18 protein-coding genes are annotated in these 17,148 nt (G+C 63.3%); 11 read left to right on the plus strand and 7 right to left on the minus strand.

Annotation, left to right across the window (positions count from 1 at the left end; genetic code table 11):
• Nucleotides 1-66 precede the first annotated feature (66 nt).
• On the plus strand, nt 67-1,683 hold the full coding sequence (locus C482_RS07990; RefSeq protein WP_006167026.1) for a DEAD/DEAH box helicase family protein: 1,617 nt from the start codon (nt 67-69) through the stop codon (nt 1,681-1,683).
• Nucleotides 1,684-1,694: 11 nt separating this feature from the next.
• On the opposite strand, the gene C482_RS07995 is transcribed toward C482_RS07990, so the two are convergent.
• Nucleotides 1,695-1,967: a HalOD1 output domain-containing protein gene (locus tag C482_RS07995; RefSeq protein WP_006167027.1), complete on the minus strand. Its 273-nt coding sequence runs from the start codon at nt 1,965-1,967 to the stop codon at nt 1,695-1,697.
• Between the two features lie 267 nt (nt 1,968-2,234).
• Nucleotides 2,235-3,122: a mechanosensitive ion channel family protein gene (locus C482_RS08000; RefSeq protein WP_049896563.1), complete on the minus strand. Its 888-nt coding sequence runs from the start codon at nt 3,120-3,122 to the stop codon at nt 2,235-2,237.
• A gap of 108 nt (nt 3,123-3,230) precedes the next feature.
• Between C482_RS08000 and C482_RS08005 the strand changes: the two genes are divergently transcribed.
• The 3 genes from C482_RS08005 to C482_RS08015 all read left to right on the plus strand — a co-directional run bounded on the left by C482_RS08005 (nt 3,231) and on the right by C482_RS08015 (nt 5,876).
• Complete coding sequence (locus C482_RS08005; protein ID WP_006167029.1) at nt 3,231-4,763, plus strand: DUF790 family protein; 1,533 nt, start codon at nt 3,231-3,233, stop codon at nt 4,761-4,763.
• Between the two features lie 72 nt (nt 4,764-4,835).
• Entirely contained in the window at nt 4,836-5,543 is a 708-nt protein-coding gene (locus tag C482_RS08010) for a hypothetical protein (protein ID WP_006167030.1), read from the plus strand.
• Nucleotides 5,544-5,696: 153 nt separating this feature from the next.
• Nucleotides 5,697-5,876 carry a hypothetical protein gene (locus C482_RS08015; RefSeq protein ID WP_006167031.1) on the plus strand — a complete coding sequence of 60 codons (180 nt, stop codon included), beginning with the start codon at nt 5,697-5,699 and terminating at the stop codon, nt 5,874-5,876.
• 108 nt (nt 5,877-5,984) lie between these two features.
• Here C482_RS08015 and C482_RS08020 read toward each other — a convergent pair whose 3' ends face one another.
• Entirely contained in the window at nt 5,985-6,512 is a 528-nt protein-coding gene (locus tag C482_RS08020) for a DUF7122 family protein (RefSeq protein ID WP_006167034.1), read from the minus strand.
• The gene (locus C482_RS08025) at nt 6,512-7,420 is read right to left on the minus strand and encodes an RsmB/NOP family class I SAM-dependent RNA methyltransferase (protein WP_006167035.1); all 909 of its coding nucleotides are present in this window, start codon (nt 7,418-7,420) and stop codon (nt 6,512-6,514) included. Before C482_RS08025 ends, C482_RS08020 begins: the two co-directional genes overlap by 1 nt.
• 206 nt (nt 7,421-7,626) lie before the next feature.
• On the opposite strand from C482_RS08025, the gene C482_RS08030 reads away from it, so the two are divergent.
• The gene (locus C482_RS08030) at nt 7,627-8,373 is read left to right on the plus strand and encodes a proteasome assembly chaperone family protein (protein WP_049896564.1); all 747 of its coding nucleotides are present in this window, start codon (nt 7,627-7,629) and stop codon (nt 8,371-8,373) included.
• Between the two features lie 111 nt (nt 8,374-8,484).
• Nucleotides 8,485-9,861: a geranylgeranyl reductase family protein gene (locus C482_RS08035; protein WP_006167038.1), complete on the plus strand. Its 1,377-nt coding sequence runs from the start codon at nt 8,485-8,487 to the stop codon at nt 9,859-9,861.
• Nucleotides 9,862-9,903: 42 nt separating this feature from the next.
• Here C482_RS08035 and C482_RS08040 read toward each other — a convergent pair whose 3' ends face one another.
• A complete protein-coding gene (locus C482_RS08040; RefSeq protein ID WP_006167039.1) occupies nt 9,904-10,104 on the minus strand; it encodes a hypothetical protein in 201 nt (66 codons plus the stop codon).
• Nucleotides 10,105-10,326: 222 nt separating this feature from the next.
• On the opposite strand from C482_RS08040, the gene C482_RS08045 reads away from it, so the two are divergent.
• The 5 genes from C482_RS08045 (at nt 10,327) to C482_RS08065 (ending at nt 15,516) form a co-directional block, all read left to right on the plus strand.
• Entirely contained in the window at nt 10,327-11,856 is a 1,530-nt protein-coding gene (locus C482_RS08045; RefSeq protein WP_006167040.1) for an amidase, read from the plus strand.
• 74 nt (nt 11,857-11,930) lie between these two features.
• Complete coding sequence (locus C482_RS08050; RefSeq protein WP_006167041.1) at nt 11,931-13,418, plus strand: amidase; 1,488 nt, start codon at nt 11,931-11,933, stop codon at nt 13,416-13,418.
• 111 nt (nt 13,419-13,529) lie between these two features.
• Nucleotides 13,530-14,372, plus strand: coding sequence for an aldo/keto reductase (locus tag C482_RS08055; protein ID WP_006167042.1), 843 nt, complete (start codon nt 13,530-13,532; stop codon nt 14,370-14,372).
• A 114-nt stretch (nt 14,373-14,486) separates the two neighbouring features.
• Nucleotides 14,487-15,236 carry a hypothetical protein gene (locus tag C482_RS08060; protein ID WP_006167043.1) on the plus strand — a complete coding sequence of 250 codons (750 nt, stop codon included), beginning with the start codon at nt 14,487-14,489 and terminating at the stop codon, nt 15,234-15,236.
• Nucleotides 15,237-15,321: 85 nt separating this feature from the next.
• Nucleotides 15,322-15,516 (plus strand): DUF7333 family protein, encoded by a 195-nt coding sequence (locus C482_RS08065; RefSeq protein WP_006167044.1) that lies wholly within the window; start codon nt 15,322-15,324, stop codon nt 15,514-15,516.
• Nucleotides 15,517-15,557: 41 nt separating this feature from the next.
• Here C482_RS08065 and C482_RS22020 read toward each other — a convergent pair whose 3' ends face one another.
• Both C482_RS22020 and C482_RS08075 read right to left on the minus strand, forming a co-directional pair.
• Complete coding sequence (locus C482_RS22020) at nt 15,558-16,007, minus strand: DUF5680 domain-containing protein (RefSeq protein ID WP_006167045.1); 450 nt, start codon at nt 16,005-16,007, stop codon at nt 15,558-15,560.
• Between the two features lie 97 nt (nt 16,008-16,104).
• Entirely contained in the window at nt 16,105-17,076 is a 972-nt protein-coding gene (locus tag C482_RS08075) for a phosphoadenosine phosphosulfate reductase family protein (RefSeq protein ID WP_006167046.1), read from the minus strand.
• Nucleotides 17,077-17,148: the final 72 nt, after the last annotated feature.

The following is a 17,148-nucleotide window of genomic DNA, read 5'->3' on the forward strand; positions in this document are numbered from 1 at the left end:
CGTCCGCACAGCGCTTGATCAGCCCTCGATCAGCCGCGCGAGCGGCCTCTCACCATCCAACAGTATATGTATCTCTCTCCCCGAACACCGTCCGTGAGTCGGACCTCGGACACCAGGCCGATCGCACTCCAGTACGAGGACGGAACGATTCGGCTCGACGCACGCGAGAAGACGAGCATCGAGTCACTTCGAGACGCTTCAAAGCGCGCGCTCAAATCGGACCTCGAACTCGAGCATGATCAGCGATCGGACGTCCACCGTTCGCCGGCGTTTCGGTACGCCGCGATCCGGCGGGCGCTGCGTGCAGTTTCGACTGAGCACCGTTCCGCTGCTGTCGATGTCGAGGACAATTCCGATACTGGAGTCGACGTCAACGACCAGGTACTCGACCTCCCGGAACTCCCCGCTTCCCTCCACTCGGCGTACGAACTCCGGACGTATCAGCGGGAGGCACTCGAGTCCTGGCAGGAGACGGGCCGGTGGGCTGACATCGACCTCAAAGAGCCGACTCCTGCTGTGGAGCGCGCACCTGCCGGCGTTCTCGAACTTCCCACCGGCAGCGGCAAGACAGTCATTGCGCTGAAAGCCATCGAACGTCTCGCCGTCCCGACGCTCATTGTCGTCCCCACCATCGACCTGCTCGAGCAGTGGCAGCGCGAACTCGAGTCCGAGTTTGACTGCGTGGTCGGTCGCTTCGGCGGCGGCGAGCAGCGCCGTGAGCCAATCACGGTCTCGACGTACGACTCGGCATACCTGAAGGCCGATTCCGTCGGCGACCGGTTCGGGCTCGTCGTTTTCGACGAGGTCCACCACCTCGGCGGCGAGAGCTACCGCGAGATTGCCCGCCTGCTCGCTGCACCCGCCCGCCTCGGACTGACTGCGACGTTCGAACGACCGGACGACGCCCACGAGATCATCGAGAAAATCGTCGGCCCGCTCGTCCACCGCGTCGAGGTCGACGAACTGGCGGGCGACCACCTCGCAGCCTACGACGTCAAGCGACTCGAGGTGTCGCTCACGTCCGCCGAGCGCGAGGAGTACGAGACGAAGCAGGGCGTGTTCTCGGGCTACCTCGCCCGCTCGAACATCCGTATGCAAAGTGGCTCTGACTACCAGGAACTCGTCAAGCGCTCCGGGAACGATCCCGCGGCTCGCGAGGCGCTGCTCGCCCGCCAGCGCGCCCGCGAAATCGCCCGCGGCAGTGAGGCGAAACTCGACGCCCTGCAGAATATTCTTGACCGCCACCGCGAGGACCGGATCATCGTCTTCACCGCGTCCAATGATCTCGCGTACGACGTGAGCGAGCGCTTCCTGATCCCCACGATCACCCACCAGACCGGGGCCGCCGAGCGCCGATCGCTACTCGAGTCCTTCCGGGACGGAACCTACGCACGCATCGCGACCTCGAACGTCCTCGACGAAGGCGTCGACGTCCCCGACGCCAACGTCGCGGTCGTCCTTTCGGGCAGCGGTAGCGAACGTGAGTTTACTCAACGACTCGGGCGGATTTTGCGGCCGAAAACTGGTGATGCAGGAGGTTCTGGTAGCACTGACAGCGGACTGGACTCGAGTACGGACCAGTCGCCGGACGAAATTTCGGCGACCCGCGCCGGCCGCGCGATTCTCTATGAGGTCGTCAGTGCGAACACAGCAGAGGAGAACGCCGCTGATCGCCGATACTGACGATGGTTCCGTTATCCCGTTTTAACGAACGTCGCGGTGGCGTCCTGTTCGATCGTGATACGGTAGGATTTGTAACTGAAATCGACTGCCATCTGTGCTTCCGGTGACGGGGGCTGTGAGAAGAGGTTGTCGAGCATGCCATCCACGCAGTCGTACATCGGTGGGAGGCGCGTGGGTTCGGTGTTCTCGAGTTCAGCGACGATTTCTGCGATCTGGACCGCTGGATTGTCGCGACTTTCGTCCAGCGTTCGGCGGATGATTTCTCTCTCGGCTCGGTCTGTCATCGTGACATGGGCTGATGTGAACGTGGTGTATAGGTATTGGTCGGATACACGCCAGATTCGCCCGATTACTGAACGGTCGGCGTATCGTCGTACACAGTCGTCGTTTATCGTCAGAACGGACAGGGTGGCACGGACCCCACCGATGACTGGGTGGGGCGGGTCGATGACTGGGGGAGTGGTCGTCCTGAGGTCGGAGAGTCCTGGGGCCTTGCAGCCCTGAATCCTGGAACCCGCCACCCTGAGCCTCCGAAGCACCGGACTATCCAGTTACGCTGTCGTCACCTCAGCCCGCTCCTCGACCGTCACCGACCCCGTCAGCTGGGAATGCGGGTACGGCATGTCGACGCCTTCTGCATCGAGACGCTTCTTTCCAGCCTCGATGTATGCCGTTCGTGCGGCGGCAGGGCGGTGTTCTGCGGTGTCGATCCAAAACCGGCCAGTGAGAACGACCGCAGAGTCTCCAAGGTCGGTGACGGCGACCGACGGCTTGGGCTCTTCGAGTGCCCCCGGCACCTGTTCGGCTTCCTCGATGAGTGCTGCCCTCGCCTGGTCGATGTCGTCGTCGTAGCCGATGCCGAAGTCGTAGGACACCCTGAGCAGCCCGTTTCTGGATGGGTTGACGACGACCGAGTCGGCGAGTTCGGAGTTCGGCACAGTAACTAGCTCGTTGTCGTACGTCTCGAGCCGGGTCACCCGGAGCTGGATGTCACGGACAACGCCCTGATTGTCGTCCCACTCCACGATGTCACCGATCGTGAACGGCTCGTCCTTGACGATGAAGATCCCGGCAACGAAGTTGGCGATGAGGTCCTGTGCGGCGAAGCCGACTGCCAATACGACGGCACCGCCGAGCGCGGACAGCGCCACGAGAATCGTGCCGAAGCCGGCGACCGTTGCTGCGATTGCGACCGACCCGAGCAGGATGAGCGCGGTGACGATACTTCGGGCGAGCGAGATCAGCCCCTCGTTGAACCCCTGTCTCTCGAGTGACCGCTCGGTGAGACTGAGCAAGAGTGCCTTTCCGACCCAGTAGAGCACCACGAACGAGACGATGAATATCGCGGCAGTCGTCACTACGTCAATGATCGCCGGCGCGTACTCGTCGACCGACGGCACACTGTTCACCGAACCGACTGGCAGCTGCTGTGCTATCACGTTTCGCCAATGGAAGGTCACCTAAAAGACTCTTTTTGAGCCGACGAAACACGATGGACCGGTCGCGTGACTTTTGCCCCCGTCGCTCCCAGTACCGAATAGCCAGAAATGCTGACGAAGGACCTGCTGCGCGTCTCCCGTGCCGGCGGTGGCTTCCACCCACAGTTCGCCGCGCGCGAGCACCGCCCGCTCGCTGCCCGCGTCATCGGTACCTACCAGGGACACGTCGGCCAGCAGCGCGGTGACCTCGAGGACGCCCTCACCGACCTCGAACGGGACGCGGACGACTTCAAACTCGTTCGTGGCCTCTCAGCACTGCTCGAGCGCGAATCTACCTTCGAAACCGACGCCGAAATCGACCCAGAACGCGCTCGCCGCGCCGTATTCGAGGCCGCAGACGCCGTCGGTGTCGTGACCGACGACGAGCGCGCCATGGCGCTCATTCGGGCCGGCGAATCGCTCGGCGTGTCGGCGGACGCACTCGACTCCAGCCTCTACGCAGACCTCGACGAGCGTCAGGTCCTCACCGAGGTCGCCTCGCGCTGGGACCCCGACAACCTGCTCGCGCAGTACAACCTCTCGCTGGCTCAGACTGCGCTGTTCGACGCGACCGAACTGCGAGTTCGTTCAAGCGATCCGAAAGCGCTCGTCTCGGCGATCAAACGACTGCGATTGATGTACGACATACGGAACCCGGACGCGGCGGCCGGCGCGACCGCCAGTCTCGCGAGCGACCGCGAGATCGTCGTCACCGGACCGACACACCTCTTCCGGGCGACGCGACGGTATGGCACCCGCTTTGCGCGCCTCCTGCGGACGGTCGCGAGCGCCGAGGCCTGGCACCTCGAGGCGACCATCGACGACCGCGCCAGTGAGCGGACGCTCTCGCTCTCCCACGACGACCCGGTCACGGTCCCCGACGCCGCGCCGGTGGCCGAGGTGACCTTCGACAGCGGCGTCGAATCCGACTTCGCCGCCCGCTTCACACAACTCGATCTCGACTGGAATCTCGTGCGCGAACCCGAACCGCTCACAACGGGCACGCGGGTGATGATTCCCGACTTCGCGTTCGAATACGCTCACGGAGAGTACCGGCTCTACTTCGAAATCATGGGCTTCTGGACACCCGAGTACGTGGAGAAAAAACTCGAGCAACTCGAGTCCCTCGAAGACGTCGACCTCCTCGTCGCAGTCGACGACTCGCTCGGCGTCGGTGAGGCGATCGAGACGCGAGACCACCGCGCAATTCCCTACACCAACACCGTCCGGGTCAAAGCCGTCGTCGACGTGCTCCGAGAGTACGAGGCCGACCTGATTGCGGAGAGCGCAGCCGAGTTGCCGGCCGAACTCGCGCCCGACGACGATGTCGTGACACTCGAGACACTCGCGTCTCGCCACGGGGTGAGCACGGATGCTCTCGCAGAGACGACGTTTCCCGAGCACGACCGCATCGGACGCACGCTGGTTCGACCGCGGGTACTCGAGTCCGTCGGTGACGAAATCGAGGCCGGAATGGCGCTTCAGGATGCTGAATCGGTGCTGGGGGAGTACGACCTGACGGATGCGAGTGCCGTGTTGTCTGCACTCGGCTACCGCGTGGAGTGGGAGGGACTGAGCGGTGGAACGGTCGTCGAGCGTTGAGGTGCGTCAATTCCCCGTCTGACTGTTGTCGCTGACGCAAACTGCTATTACCGTTCGCATGCACCCACAAATATGGCATACGAGCGACAGGCAGCCAGCGGCTTTCAGGAAATCGACCGCTGGGAGGACGGGGTCGGTTGGCTTGCCCATCCCGACGAACTCGGTCAGCGAGCGAGTCATGCCGTCGTTGGCGAATCCGGCGTCTGGCTACTCGATCCGCTCTGGGCACCCGGCGTCGACGAACTGATTGACGACCTCACCGAGGAGTACGACACAGCCGTCGCCGGCGTCGCGGTCTGTTCGTGCTGGCACACCCGTGACGCCGATCGGTTCGCGCGGCGGTACGACGTTCCCATTGTCATTCCCGAGTGGATGGGCCGCGTCGACGACCGAACGACGGCCCCGATCGAGCGCTACGCGGACTCCTTCGACCCTGCCGTCGAGATCGTCCGCCGTCAGCCGATCCCACTCTGGGACGAGGCGATTCTCTACTGGGATAGCCACGAAACGCTATACACCCCCGAATCGATCGGCACGGCGGCACCCTACCTCGTCGACGACGAACGCCTCGGCCTCGAACTCTTCTTCCGACTCGACCCGCCACACTGGCTTCGCGAGTACGAACCCAACCGCGTCGTCGTCGGCCACGGAACCGGCATCCTCGACGATGCGACGCAGGCACTCGAGTACGCCCTGGCTGGCGCTCGGCGTCGGTTTCCGCGGGCGGTACTCGAGAACGGGCCGGGGACGGCGCGGTTGCTGGTGGGCGCGCTCCGGTAGCGGTGCGACGGGTACGTGTTCGCCATTCCTCCGAAGCATGCCCAGCGTACAAGTGAGCCATCGACGACCATCTCAAGGATTCTGTCAGGGTCGAAGACTCGATACGATCACCAAAAGTAATATTTCAATCCACTGTGAGAATGGCTGTAACGGATGAGACGAGAATTCCAGTTCGTCGCTGCCGGCACGGCCGTTGCACTCGTTGGATTTCTGCCGGAGCTCTACCTCTTTGTTCGATCTGCGCGGGCATTCCTGCTGGCCCTCGGCCTTCTGATCGCCTGCTATGGGCTGTTCGAGTTGGTACGACACTACGCGCAGTTCGATCTGGCCTGAAACTGATCAGAAGTACTGGGAACCAAGAAGAAAGCCCCGCCCTTCAGGGCGGGGAGGATGTCAAACTGAAAACGGCTGTCCGGATACAGCGACCGACTCGAACGGGGACTACAACACTCGCTGTCGCCCCTTCGGCACCATCGATCGCAGTTCGCCGTGCACGTAGAGGCCAATCCCAAGCGGTTCCCGCTCGCCCGCAACGGTGTGGGCCGCGATCAGGTATCCCCAATCGCCGTCCCACTCGAGTTCTTGGTCCTCGCCGGCGGCAAATCGGCGAGCGGCCTCGCGGTCGAGGTCGATCACGCACTCGCTGGCGTGTGCGCCAAAGCGCTGGACGAAATCCGTCGTGGGTTTCCAGTGCTCCTGGCGGGTTCGCAGACAGGTCATCCCGATGGCCTCGATTTCGAGCGGGGAGTCGGCCTCGCCGCTGTAGAGCCAGATCTTGCCCGCGCCCTTCTCCCAGAAGGTGTAGCCGTCGAAGGTCTCGGGCGGGATCGCAAAGCGGTCCTCGAAGTAGTCGACGACGGCAACGCGGCTGACGCGGCCCTCGACGGTTCGGTCCGCGTCGGTTTCGGGGAGACGGCCGAACTGCTGGCCGTCGTTTTTGCGCAGGTCGGTACTTGAGTCGTCGCTCATTAGGCGGTCACCTCCAGTTTCGCCACGAAGAAGCCGCCGGTATCGTTGTGGTGTGGGTAGATCCGCGCGGCCTGCTCGAGTGTGGAATCGAACGCCTCGTCTCGCCACTCAGTGAGACCGGGTGCGTGCTCCATCTCGAGGTCGAAGTCCACGACGCGACAGTCCTCCTCGTCGATGGCGTGCTGAACGACGGCCTCGTTTTCCTCCGGCGCGAAGGTACACGTCGAGTAGACGACGGTGCCACCCTCGCGGGTCGTCTGGATCGCTCGGCGGAGGATGCCCTTTTGGATGCCTGCGATCGTGTCGATGTGACCCTCCGACCAGTTGTCGAGCGCGTCGGGATTCTTCCGAATCGTTCCCTCGCAGGAACAGGGCGCGTCCACGAGCGTCCGGTCGAACTCGTCGAACGGGAATCGCTTCATGGAGTAGTTGCGCGCGTCGTCGTTCGTCACCGCGAGGCTGGTCGCACCGAGGCGCTCGGCGTTGAACCGCAGCGCCGAGATACGCCCGAGGTTGTTGTCGTTCGCGACGACCGTTCCTCGGTCGTCCATCAGCGCAGCGAGCTGGGTTGCCTTCCCGCCGGGGGCCGCACAGCAGTCCCAGACGCGCTCGCCGGGCTGAGGATCGAGGACGACCGGCGGGACCGCCGAGACCTCCTCCTGGCCGTGCGTGAAGCCGTGGAAGGAGGTCCACGTCGACCCCGGTGAGTCCGTCTCGAGGCGTAGCACGCGCGGGTTCCACTCGGCCTGCTCGTACGCGACGTCGTCCTCCTCGAGTGTGGCGGTCGCGCGCTCGGGGGAGGACTTGATCGTGTTCACGCGCACCGCGTTGCCGAGCGGGCGCTCGCAGGCCGCGAGAAAGGCCTCGAAGTCGTCGATGATCGGTCGGTACCGCTCGAATGGCTCCATTAGCCACCGATTTGATTGCCCGGTGTTTGTGGGTTTCGAAGGCCGGGCCGTTCCGTCTCCTGTCCCGTCTATGTCCACGACCCCACTCCCCGTCCATGTCCCTGCTCCCACTCCCCACCTGGCCCGTCATGCCTCGTGCCGAACCGTCCGTTACGGTTCCTGTCAGCGTCGTCGTTTTTATGCCCATTCGCGAAGTCTGCCAACATATGGCACGAATAAGCCTGCAGGGACCAGAGGCCAATCTCGATAACCCAACGTTCGTCGAAGGCTTCCCCGGCATCGGGCTCGTCGGCAAGATCGCCACCGACCATCTCGTCGACGAGTTCGACATGCGTTACTACGCGAGCGTCCATTGCCAGGGGTTGCCTCGAATCGGCGTCTATCGAAGTGGTGACCGAACCGTTCGGCCGCCCGTACGACTCTACGTCAGTGAGGAGCACGACTTGCTCGCATTGCAGAGTGACGCACCGATCCGACCGGAAGCGCTCGACAACGTCGCCGAGTGCGTAACGAGCTGGCTCATCGATTACGACACGACACCGCTGTACCTGAGTGGGCTGCCAGCCGATCGAGACACCGGCGAGCGGCCAGATATCTACGGCGTCGGAACGGGCGATGCGACTGCCCTCCTCGACGAGTGCGAGATCGACGTTCCACCGGAAGACGGCGTCGTCACCGGTCCCACCGGTGCGCTCATCAACCACGCGGCACAGGCCGGCTACGACAGTCTCGGACTCGTCGTCGAGTGCAACCCGCAGTTCCCCGACCCGGAGGCAGCGAGTGTGCTTCTCGAGGATGCTATCGCGCCGCTGGCTGACCTCTCGGTCGACGTGCAGGAACTCATCGACCACGCCGAGGAGATCCGTGAGAAGCGAGAGCAGCTCGCACAACAGATGCAGGCGGTCGGTCAGGAACAGAGCACGCAGGCACAGCCGCTTCGGATGTATCAGTAAGCCGATTTCGTCTCCGGAGAAGGCGATGATCCGCGCAATTCCGTCGTCCCAGCGGCATCAGAACAGTTTCCACGTATTTTTAATTCCCGACACCCTTCGACGGGAATAGAGATGACTTCGGCTACCGAGGCCTACGATATCGTGGTCGTCGGCGGGGGGACTGCCGGCTGCTTCGCTGCGACGACCGCCGCCAAGGAGGGGCTCGACGTCGTTCTCCTCGAGCGTAAAACCGAGGAGGAAGGGGGATACATCGCCTGTGGGGATGGCATCAAGGGAAAGAGTTCCTTCCCGAACGTGCTCGATCGCGAGCGACTCAAAGACGAGGCGTTCACCAACCAGGGAATCGAGCGCGCCATCTTCGAGAACCCACAGAACGGTGCGCGCCTCGAGATCCCGTTCAACGAAACCGGCGGCGTCGTCGACCGCTGGAAATACGGCCAGATCCTCTTAGAGGAGACCGACCGCGCCGGCGTCGACATCCACTACAACACCGTCGTCAACGACGTCATCCAGCCAAACGGCACCGTCGAGGGTGTGACTGCGATTCGGGACGGTGAGGCACTCGAGTACCGGTCCGAAATCGTCATCGACGGCGCGGGTGCGCTCTCGGTGCTCCAGGATAAGGCGGATCTTTCGGCGTCGTCGTTCGACACGAACGTCAACTACTCGCAGTTCTGTTCGGCGTATCGCGAGGTGCTCGAGGTCTCCGAGCCGGTCGAGTGGGACGACGCGCTCGTCTTCAAGCCGACCGAGGAGTTAGGCTACCTCTGGTACTTCCCGCGCTCGGCGACGGAGATCAACGCCGGCCTGGGCTTCCAGATGAGTCAGGAGCCGATGGAACTGGTCGACGCGCTCAAAGACGATATCGCCAACCGGGCAGAGTTCCAGGATGCAACGGTGAAGAACAAGCTCGGTGCTGCACTGCCAACACGCCGGCCGTACGACTCGGCGGTCCACCCCGGTTACGTGGCCGTTGGCGACGCGGCGGGACATGTCAACCCCTGCACCGGCGGCGGTATTCCGGGTGCTGCAAAGGGTGGCCACTGGGCAGCCAAAATCGCCGTCGACGCGATTTCCGATGGGGACGTGAGCGAGGCGGCCCTCTGGGAGTACAACCAGCGCGTCCAGACGGACTTTGGCAAGCGCTTCGCGGCGATGGACCTCTACAACATCTTCGGCACCGCACAGGAACTGGACGACCTCGTCTCGATCCTCACGGCGATGCCGGGTCAACAGCTCGTCGATGCGATCGGCAAGAAGGGGACTGCGAAGATGAGCCTTGGTCTCAAGCTCAAGACGCTGATCAAGACCTTCGGCCACTGGGATACGCTCTACGACCTCTATAAAGTCCAGCAGGCCGCCGGCTCGCTCAAGGGCGTCTACGACAGCTATCCGGACAGCCCCGACCACTTCGACGCTTGGCGCTCGGAGCGCGATAGCGTGCTGAACCGAGTGTACGATATCAGCGGTGCTGAGCCGAAGTACTAACCGGACTAGCGCGAGACTGCTTCTCTCGACGTACAATCCTCGTTATCGGAGCCGCCGGTACGCACGCAACAGCACCGAGGCAGCCGTCCCGACGCCCGGAATCCGCGACGAGAGGGCTGCAGCCCCGAGGAGGAAGAGCCCGCTCGCTCGCCTCCCGCGTACGAACTCCATCACCGCATCGATTACCGTCGTCGCTGTGCTCGCCTTCGAGAGCGCATCGACTCGAGTGTTTGTCGTTGTCATCGGTTCAGCGAACGGGCTCCGCGGCCAAACGCGAGTAGCCTGCACGTGCCGAGTAGGGGTCTGCTGGTTCGCTCCAACGGTCGAAACACCCCGCTACTGTCATTGTAACCACCTCATTGCTGTCACTGCAACCCGACAGCCAGACCGCGCCGCGGCATGTCTCCCTGCGGACGATAGATTCAGGTTCCTTCTCCGAGACCACCCGATAGACACCACTCACAGATGCCCACACACCACACAGACTCGTTCAACGTTCTCGAGACGAGCGTCGCAGCCGTTCACGACGCGATGACCGACGGCGCGGTCACCGCCGAAGAACTCGTCGAGCGCTATCTGGCGCGGATCGACGCCTACGACGACGAGCTGAACGCGATCCTGACAGTGAACGACCGGGCTCACGACCGCGCCCGTGATCTCGACGCGAAGTTCGAACAGGACGGGTTCGTCGGGCCGCTCCACGGCGTCCCGACGATCATCAAGGACAACCACGACACCCACGACATGCCGACCACCGCGGGATCGACGACGCTCGCGGATTCACAGCCCTCGCGGGACGCGTTCATCGTCGACCAGCTTCGGGAGGCTGGCGCGATCATCATCGCGAAGGCGAACTTGCAGGAACTCTCCTTCGGCGTCGACACGATCAGTTCGCTCGGCGGCGCGACGCGGAACGCCTACGATCTCGAGCACCGGCCGTCCGGCTCGAGTGGCGGCACCGCCGCGGCTATCGCCGCGAACCTGGGCCTCATCGGCACCGGCACCGACACCTGCTCGTCGAATCGCTCGCCACCCGCGTTCAACGATCTCGTCGGCGTTCGACCGACCAGAGGCCTGTGCAGCCGAACCGGGCTTGTCCCTCTGAGCGAAACGCAGGACACGCCGGGCCCCATCGCGCGAACCGTCGAAGACGCCGCGCGACTGCTCGAGGTCATGGCCGGCTACGATCCCGAGGACCCGGTCACGGCCAGGGGCGTCGGGCAGGTTCCCGACGACGGTTACACCGCCCACCTCGATGCGGACGGCCTCGACGGTGCCAGAATCGGGATCGCCCGGCAGTTCTTCGGGCTCCAGGGCGATGCCGACGAGTACGAGGCTGTCTCCGAAGACGACGCCGCAGCCGTGACGAGCGTCCTCGAGGACGCTATCGACGACCTCGAGGCGGCCGGCGCGACGATCGTCGATCCGGTCGATGTCGTCGACACGAACTGGCTCCTGAGCGCTCGCGTGCTCGCATACGAGTTCGCGCGAGACTTCGACGCGTATCTCGAGACGCTCGGCGACGATGCCCCGCAGGAATCACTCGCAGCCGTCGTGGACTCGGGCGAACTCGCGCCGTCGATCGAGGCCCGATTCGAGGGCGGTGAGATCCTCGGAACTGATCAGGACTCACTCGACGACAACACAGGCTACCTGCGTCGGCTCGAACGCCGCAGAGAGCTTCGCGACAGCGTGCTAGCGACGCTGGCCGACCACGATCTCGACGCCCTGCTGTACCCACCCTCGACGGTTCCGCCGGTCACCGTCGACGACCACCAGCCGTTCGAGGAGATGAACTGCGAGCTCTCGGCACACACTGGTCTGCCCGCGATCGTCACCCCCGCCGGATTCACCGACGACGGGCTCCCGGTCGGACTCGAGTTACTCGGTCGCACATTTGCCGAGCCGCGGCTGTTCGAACTCGCGTACGCGTTCGAGCAGACGACAGATAATCGGGTGTCGCCAGCGCAGTTCGGGGCACTCGAAATCGAGTAGGCGATCCGTTCGACGAACCCGACGAGCGCGCCAACCGAGCAAACGTATATTTCACTCCGTGAGACAGTACGGGTATGTCACGCGAGCGCCACGAAACGGATCGTCTTGGCGAGTCAGCACTCACGCGGCTGTCGGCTACCGAACTCGCGAGTCGAATCAGAGATGGTGAGGTAACCGCCACCGAAGCGGTCGAGGCACACCTTAACCGAATCGACGCGCGCGACGACGAAATCAACGCCTTCGTTACCGTCTGCGCTGACGAGGCGCGCGAGGCCGCCGCCGAGGCGGACCGGGTACTCGAGTCCACCAAGGCTAACGACATCGCCGATTCTACTGTCGACGACGAACATATCGGCCCCCTCCACGGTGTCCCAATCGCGCTCAAGGATCTCGGCTCGCTGAAGGAGGGACTGCCCTACACCTTCGGCTCGGCGCTATTCACTGACTTCGTGGCACCCAAAACGGCCGTCACCGTCGCGCGACTCGAGGACGCCGGCGCGATTGTGCTCGGGACGACGAACACACCCGAGTTCGGCCACAAAGGGACGACGACCAACGACGTAATTGGGGCGACGGCATCACCGATCGACACCGAACTGAACGCGGGCGGCTCCTCCGGCGGCTCCGCGGCGGCGGTTGCGGCAGGAATGACGCCTGTCGCGACTGGCAGCGACGCGGGCGGCTCGCTTCGCATTCCAGCGGCCGCCTGCGGCGTCTACGGCTTCAAACCGACGTTCGGCCTCGTGCCCTCGGCCAGCAGGCCCAACGGCTTCGGCCGGGCGCGCCACCACGTAACGAAAGGGCCGCTCTCGCGCACCGTCGCCGACTCGGCCGCGCTCCTCTCAGCGATGGCTGGCCACCATCCCGGTGATCCCGAGAGCGTTCCCGTCGATATTGCGTTTCGGGACGCTGTACAGGAGCCGTCCACCGACCTGCGGATCGCCTACAGCCCAGATCTCGATGTGTTCCCAGTCACGGACACGGTTCGCACGGTCGTCGACGACGCGGTGGCGTCGTTCGAGGACGCAGGTGCTACCGTCGAGGAAGTCTCCGTCGATCACGGCTACACGATGGACGACCTCATCGAGGCGGTGATCCCGACGTTCACGACCTCAATGCTCGAGAGCGCTATCGTTACCGCGGAGTCCCACGGCGTCGATCTACGTGAGCATCCCGAAACAGTCACCGACAGTCTGTCCCAGATGCTCGAACTGGGCGAACAGTACGGTCCCGCCGATATCGCCCGCTCGGATATCGCCCGGACGGCCATCTTCGACGCCGTGCAAGAGGTGCTGTCCGAGTACGACCTGCTCGCGACGCCAACCCTCTCGCGCGTCGACGTCGGACTTCACGAAGACCTCGACGCAGAGGCCTGGGAGTGGCCGCTCACCTGGCCGTTCAACTGGACTGGCCACCCCGCCGCCTCCGCGCCCGCTGGGCTCACGGACGCGGGATACCCCGTCGGGCTCCAGCTCGTCGGCCCTCGCTTCGGTGACGACACCGTGCTCGCCGGGAGCGCGGTACTCGAGTCCCAGCGTCCCTGGGACCACCTGTACGAGTGACCACTGGCACGACCTTCCTGTATGAGGTGGTCGCTGGCACGCGTTCACGACCTCCCTTCGCACACCGCCGCAACCCAAACCCATTTTCGCATTCCGGACCTCTCGCCGGATATGGCAGCCGACAACGCCGAACAAATCGCACCTGAGACGTGTCCGACCGCAGCCGGCATGCCGATGCTCGGCCTGGGAACCTGGCAGAACGACTCGCCGGAGGAGTGCGCCGAGAGCGTCCGCACCGCACTCGAGGCTGGCTATCGCCACATCGACACCGCACAGGCCTACGACAACGAGGAGGCCGTCGGCGAGGAAATCGCCACGTCCAACGTCGACCGCGAGGACGTCTTCCTCGCGACCAAAGTCTGGATCTCGAACCTCGCCTCCGAGGACGTACTCGAGACGGCTCGCGAAAGCATCGATCGTCTCGGCGTCGAGTACGTCGACCTGCTGTACGTCCACTGGCCGGCCCGGACGTACGACCCGGCGGAGACGCTGGACGCGTTTTCGGAACTCTACGAGGAGGGGGTCATCGAGAACGTCGGCGTGAGTAACTTCCTGCCCGAGCAACTCGAGGAGGCCGTCGAACGCTGTGACGCGCCGATTCTCGCGAACCAGGTGGAACTGCACCCACTGTTGCCCCAGGAGGAGATCCGCGACGCCTGCGCGGCACACGATATCGAAGTGGTCGCCTACTCGCCGATCGCTCGCGGTGATGTCTTCGATCAACCCGAAATCCAGGAGGTAGCCGACAAACACGACGTCAGCGAGGCGCAGGTCAGTCTGGCCTGGCTGCGCGAGATGGGCGTCACCGCCATCCCAAAGGCAACGGGCGAGGACCACATCCGGGACAACTGGGAGTCGCTTGCACTCGAGTTAGCCCAGGAGGATATCGAGACGATCGACGCGATCGAGGAGATAGACCGGAAGGTCGATCCAGAGTTTGGCCCCTGGAACTGAGTCATCGGGTGGCCAACCAGTATAGACATTACATATTACTATGCTGACTCATTTGTGGAGTGGAAAAACAAGAAAGGAGGAAAGTTTACGGTACGTCAGTTTTTTGGCTCAGGTATGTCCACCCGCACGCAACGTGGTGGTGGTGGCGGGATCATCGGTGCGATCAGAGCTGACCTCAATCAGTTACACGGTGCCTGGATGGAACTCGTCTTTCCGCGACAGCGCGGCCGCGGCCACTCAGTCATGGGGAAGTGGCGTCCCGAGACGCTGCCACAAAAGATTGCCTACTACGCCTGGAGCGTCTTCGGCACGCTCGGGTTGTTGATCCTGTACCCGCTTACCGTCATTGGCTTTGCTACCCGCTACTATGCGGCGAAACTCGACTCGACGCGAACCCGCCTCGGCATCGTCGGCGTGACAGCCATCGCGCTGCTCGTCTGGGGGACGTTGACGGTGATTGCACACTTCCAGTTGCCGGTCGAGGAGACCATCGCGATCGGTGCCGCAAGTGCCGTCGCGACGATCTCGACTGCGCTCGCGGCCGGCACGTCCAAGGTCGGCGGTCGACCCGTCTCCGTACTGTTCGCCTACCCGTTCGCGATGACAGCGCTGTTCCTCCCGCCGGTCGTCGCGGCGCTCGTCACGCCGTCACTCGAAGGCGTCGTGCTCGAGCCGAGCTACGACTTCGCGGCCTGGGCGCTCGATAACATCCTCCACGTTGGCGGACTCAACGAGTTCCTGCGCTCGAACTACGAACTCGAAGGGGCTGCCTACGCGGCGATGTGGGTGGGGATCTCCTTCCCGCTTGGCTGGTTCCTCGGAACGGTTGTCGCACTGGCGAATCTGGTGCGACCGTCCGAGTAATCGATGCAAGCGCTTGCGGTTTCTTCCCGTTCAACGAACGGTCAGTTTCGATAACGTTAGGCCGATTCAGTTCCGAGCATTGGATATGGAACTCGACCTGCCGAAAACGATCGCTGTGTTCGCCCTGATCATCGCGCTCGGAACGGTCGGGCTGATGACGATGCCGATGGGGATGGGCACGGACACGATTCTGATGATGGTCGTGCCCTCGATGGCGATCTTTGGTGCGATCATGCTCGCACTCGGTGTCAAGCACGGGGAGTACCGTGCGACGAACTGAGAAGTACGTCGACACCAGACGGATACCGAAAATCGACCTCGTTATTCGATTCGGCCGCCGCCGAACCTGCCGCGATACACGGGAACTCCCTCGCAGTCGATGCGCTCGGTTCCCGAGAACCGTGTGATTGTCCCGTCACTGACTGTTCGATAGACGAATGAATCGGCGGCGTATCGCCGTGGCCCTCTGTAGGGCATTTCGACGGGGGCCTGCTCAAGCGCTTCGCGGAGGAATTTGTAGATGTGTTCGTCGTCGCCGTCGTAACCAGTCGGTTCGCCGGCATAGTGCATCCCCCAGACGGGTGTCTCATCGAAGAACACGATTTCGGAGCCGAGGAACGCCGTCGAACCGTAGTAGCGATCTACGTATCGCCAGTTCCCAGTCACGTACTCGACAACCGTTCCGCCGTCACCCGTCGGATCGCCATTGCCGGCCGCGTAGCCGTTTCGATGGGCGTCGACGACGAACTCTCGTAACGCTCGTTGATCCATACGGTGATGTCTCACACTGGCTCTAAAAACACTGCTCTGACAGTTCGATTGCTCGTTCCCGAACTCGCCGTTCTGGGCTCGGTTTACGCGGTATCTGTTACATATAGCCGAGATCTCGCAGGCGCTCCATCAGGTCCTCTTTATCCTGGGCGCGGCCCGCACGCTCGGTCGTTCCCTCCAGATCCTGCAACCAGGCTGGTTCCTCTTCACTCTTTTCTGTACTCACTTCGCTGCCAAGCGAGCGGAAGCCGGCGAAGTACTTGGGTGACACCGGAATGTCGTCCTGCGTGAGGTCGTTCGGCAGGTCCGTATCGCTCTGTGGCACGTACCCGTCGTCCGGGAACTCCGGCACCGTATCCGGCACGACGAAGTCCCAGAAGGCTTCCCACACCGCGGCTTCGTCGAACTGCAGGATGGGCTGTACGCGGTCGTGTGGCGGGTAGATGTCCGGATCGTGACGCGGCGAGAAGAACGTCTCGTCGGCGCGAGCCTCCTGTTCGTCCCAACGGACGCCCGAGATGACGCCGTCGACGTCGTGCTCCTCCAGCGCGTTGTTCAGCGCCACCGTCTTCAACAGGTGGTTGCCCACGTAGGTATCGAGCAGGAACGGGAACGTGTCCTCTTCGTACTCGAGTATGTTCTCGACGTGGTGCTGGTTGTGCTCGGAGAGGCCCGAGATGTCGATGTCGTCGCCGGGTTCGAGGCCGTGCTCGTCGACGTACTCGCCGACGTCCTCGTTGCGGGCGTAGATGACATCGAGGTCCCACTCGTCGGCCCAGTGGTCGACGAAGTCGTGAATCTCGTCGAAGTGCTGGTAGTGGTCGATGAAAATTGCGGACGGGACGTCGAGGTCGTAGCGCTCTGCGACCTGGCTGACGAAGTAGAGGACGAGCGTGGAGTCTTTGCCACCGGTCCACATGACCGCGGGGTTTTCGTACTGTTCGAGTCCCTGGCGGGTGACCTCGATCGCCTTCTCGATCTTGTCGTTGATGTGTGGATAGTCGACGGGATCCTCGCCGGAGCCGTCGTCGTAGTCGACGCTGACGTAGTCGGGGAAGTTCTCGGTCATCTCGTAATTAGATATAATTACCACGGTAAAACGCTTTGGGGGACCGGAAACCTCTGTCGGAATCTCGGACCA

This window comes from Natrialba chahannaoensis JCM 10990, from assembly GCF_000337135.1.
In the GTDB taxonomy this organism is placed as follows: domain Archaea; phylum Halobacteriota; class Halobacteria; order Halobacteriales; family Natrialbaceae; genus Natrialba; species Natrialba chahannaoensis.

Coding starts and splice junctions, on each gene's coding strand:
- C482_RS07990 (WP_006167026.1), top strand. CDS start 67: ATGTATCTCTCTCCCCGAACACCGTCCGTGAGTCGGACCTCGGACACC.
- C482_RS07995 (WP_006167027.1), bottom strand. CDS start 1,967: ATGACAGACCGAGCCGAGAGAGAAATCATCCGCCGAACGCTGGACGAA.
- C482_RS08005 (WP_006167029.1), top strand. CDS start 3,231: ATGCTGACGAAGGACCTGCTGCGCGTCTCCCGTGCCGGCGGTGGCTTC.
- C482_RS08010 (WP_006167030.1), top strand. CDS start 4,836: ATGGCATACGAGCGACAGGCAGCCAGCGGCTTTCAGGAAATCGACCGC.
- C482_RS08015 (WP_006167031.1), top strand. CDS start 5,697: ATGAGACGAGAATTCCAGTTCGTCGCTGCCGGCACGGCCGTTGCACTC.
- C482_RS08020 (WP_006167034.1), bottom strand. CDS start 6,512: ATGAGCGACGACTCAAGTACCGACCTGCGCAAAAACGACGGCCAGCAG.
- C482_RS08025 (WP_006167035.1), bottom strand. CDS start 7,420: ATGGAGCCATTCGAGCGGTACCGACCGATCATCGACGACTTCGAGGCC.
- C482_RS08030 (WP_049896564.1), top strand. CDS start 7,627: ATGGCACGAATAAGCCTGCAGGGACCAGAGGCCAATCTCGATAACCCA.
- C482_RS08035 (WP_006167038.1), top strand. CDS start 8,485: ATGACTTCGGCTACCGAGGCCTACGATATCGTGGTCGTCGGCGGGGGG.
- C482_RS08040 (WP_006167039.1), bottom strand. CDS start 10,104: ATGACAACGACAAACACTCGAGTCGATGCGCTCTCGAAGGCGAGCACA.
- C482_RS08045 (WP_006167040.1), top strand. CDS start 10,327: ATGCCCACACACCACACAGACTCGTTCAACGTTCTCGAGACGAGCGTC.
- C482_RS08050 (WP_006167041.1), top strand. CDS start 11,931: ATGTCACGCGAGCGCCACGAAACGGATCGTCTTGGCGAGTCAGCACTC.
- C482_RS08055 (WP_006167042.1), top strand. CDS start 13,530: ATGGCAGCCGACAACGCCGAACAAATCGCACCTGAGACGTGTCCGACC.
- C482_RS08060 (WP_006167043.1), top strand. CDS start 14,487: ATGTCCACCCGCACGCAACGTGGTGGTGGTGGCGGGATCATCGGTGCG.
- C482_RS08065 (WP_006167044.1), top strand. CDS start 15,322: ATGGAACTCGACCTGCCGAAAACGATCGCTGTGTTCGCCCTGATCATC.
- C482_RS22020 (WP_006167045.1), bottom strand. CDS start 16,007: ATGGATCAACGAGCGTTACGAGAGTTCGTCGTCGACGCCCATCGAAAC.
- C482_RS08075 (WP_006167046.1), bottom strand. CDS start 17,076: ATGACCGAGAACTTCCCCGACTACGTCAGCGTCGACTACGACGACGGC.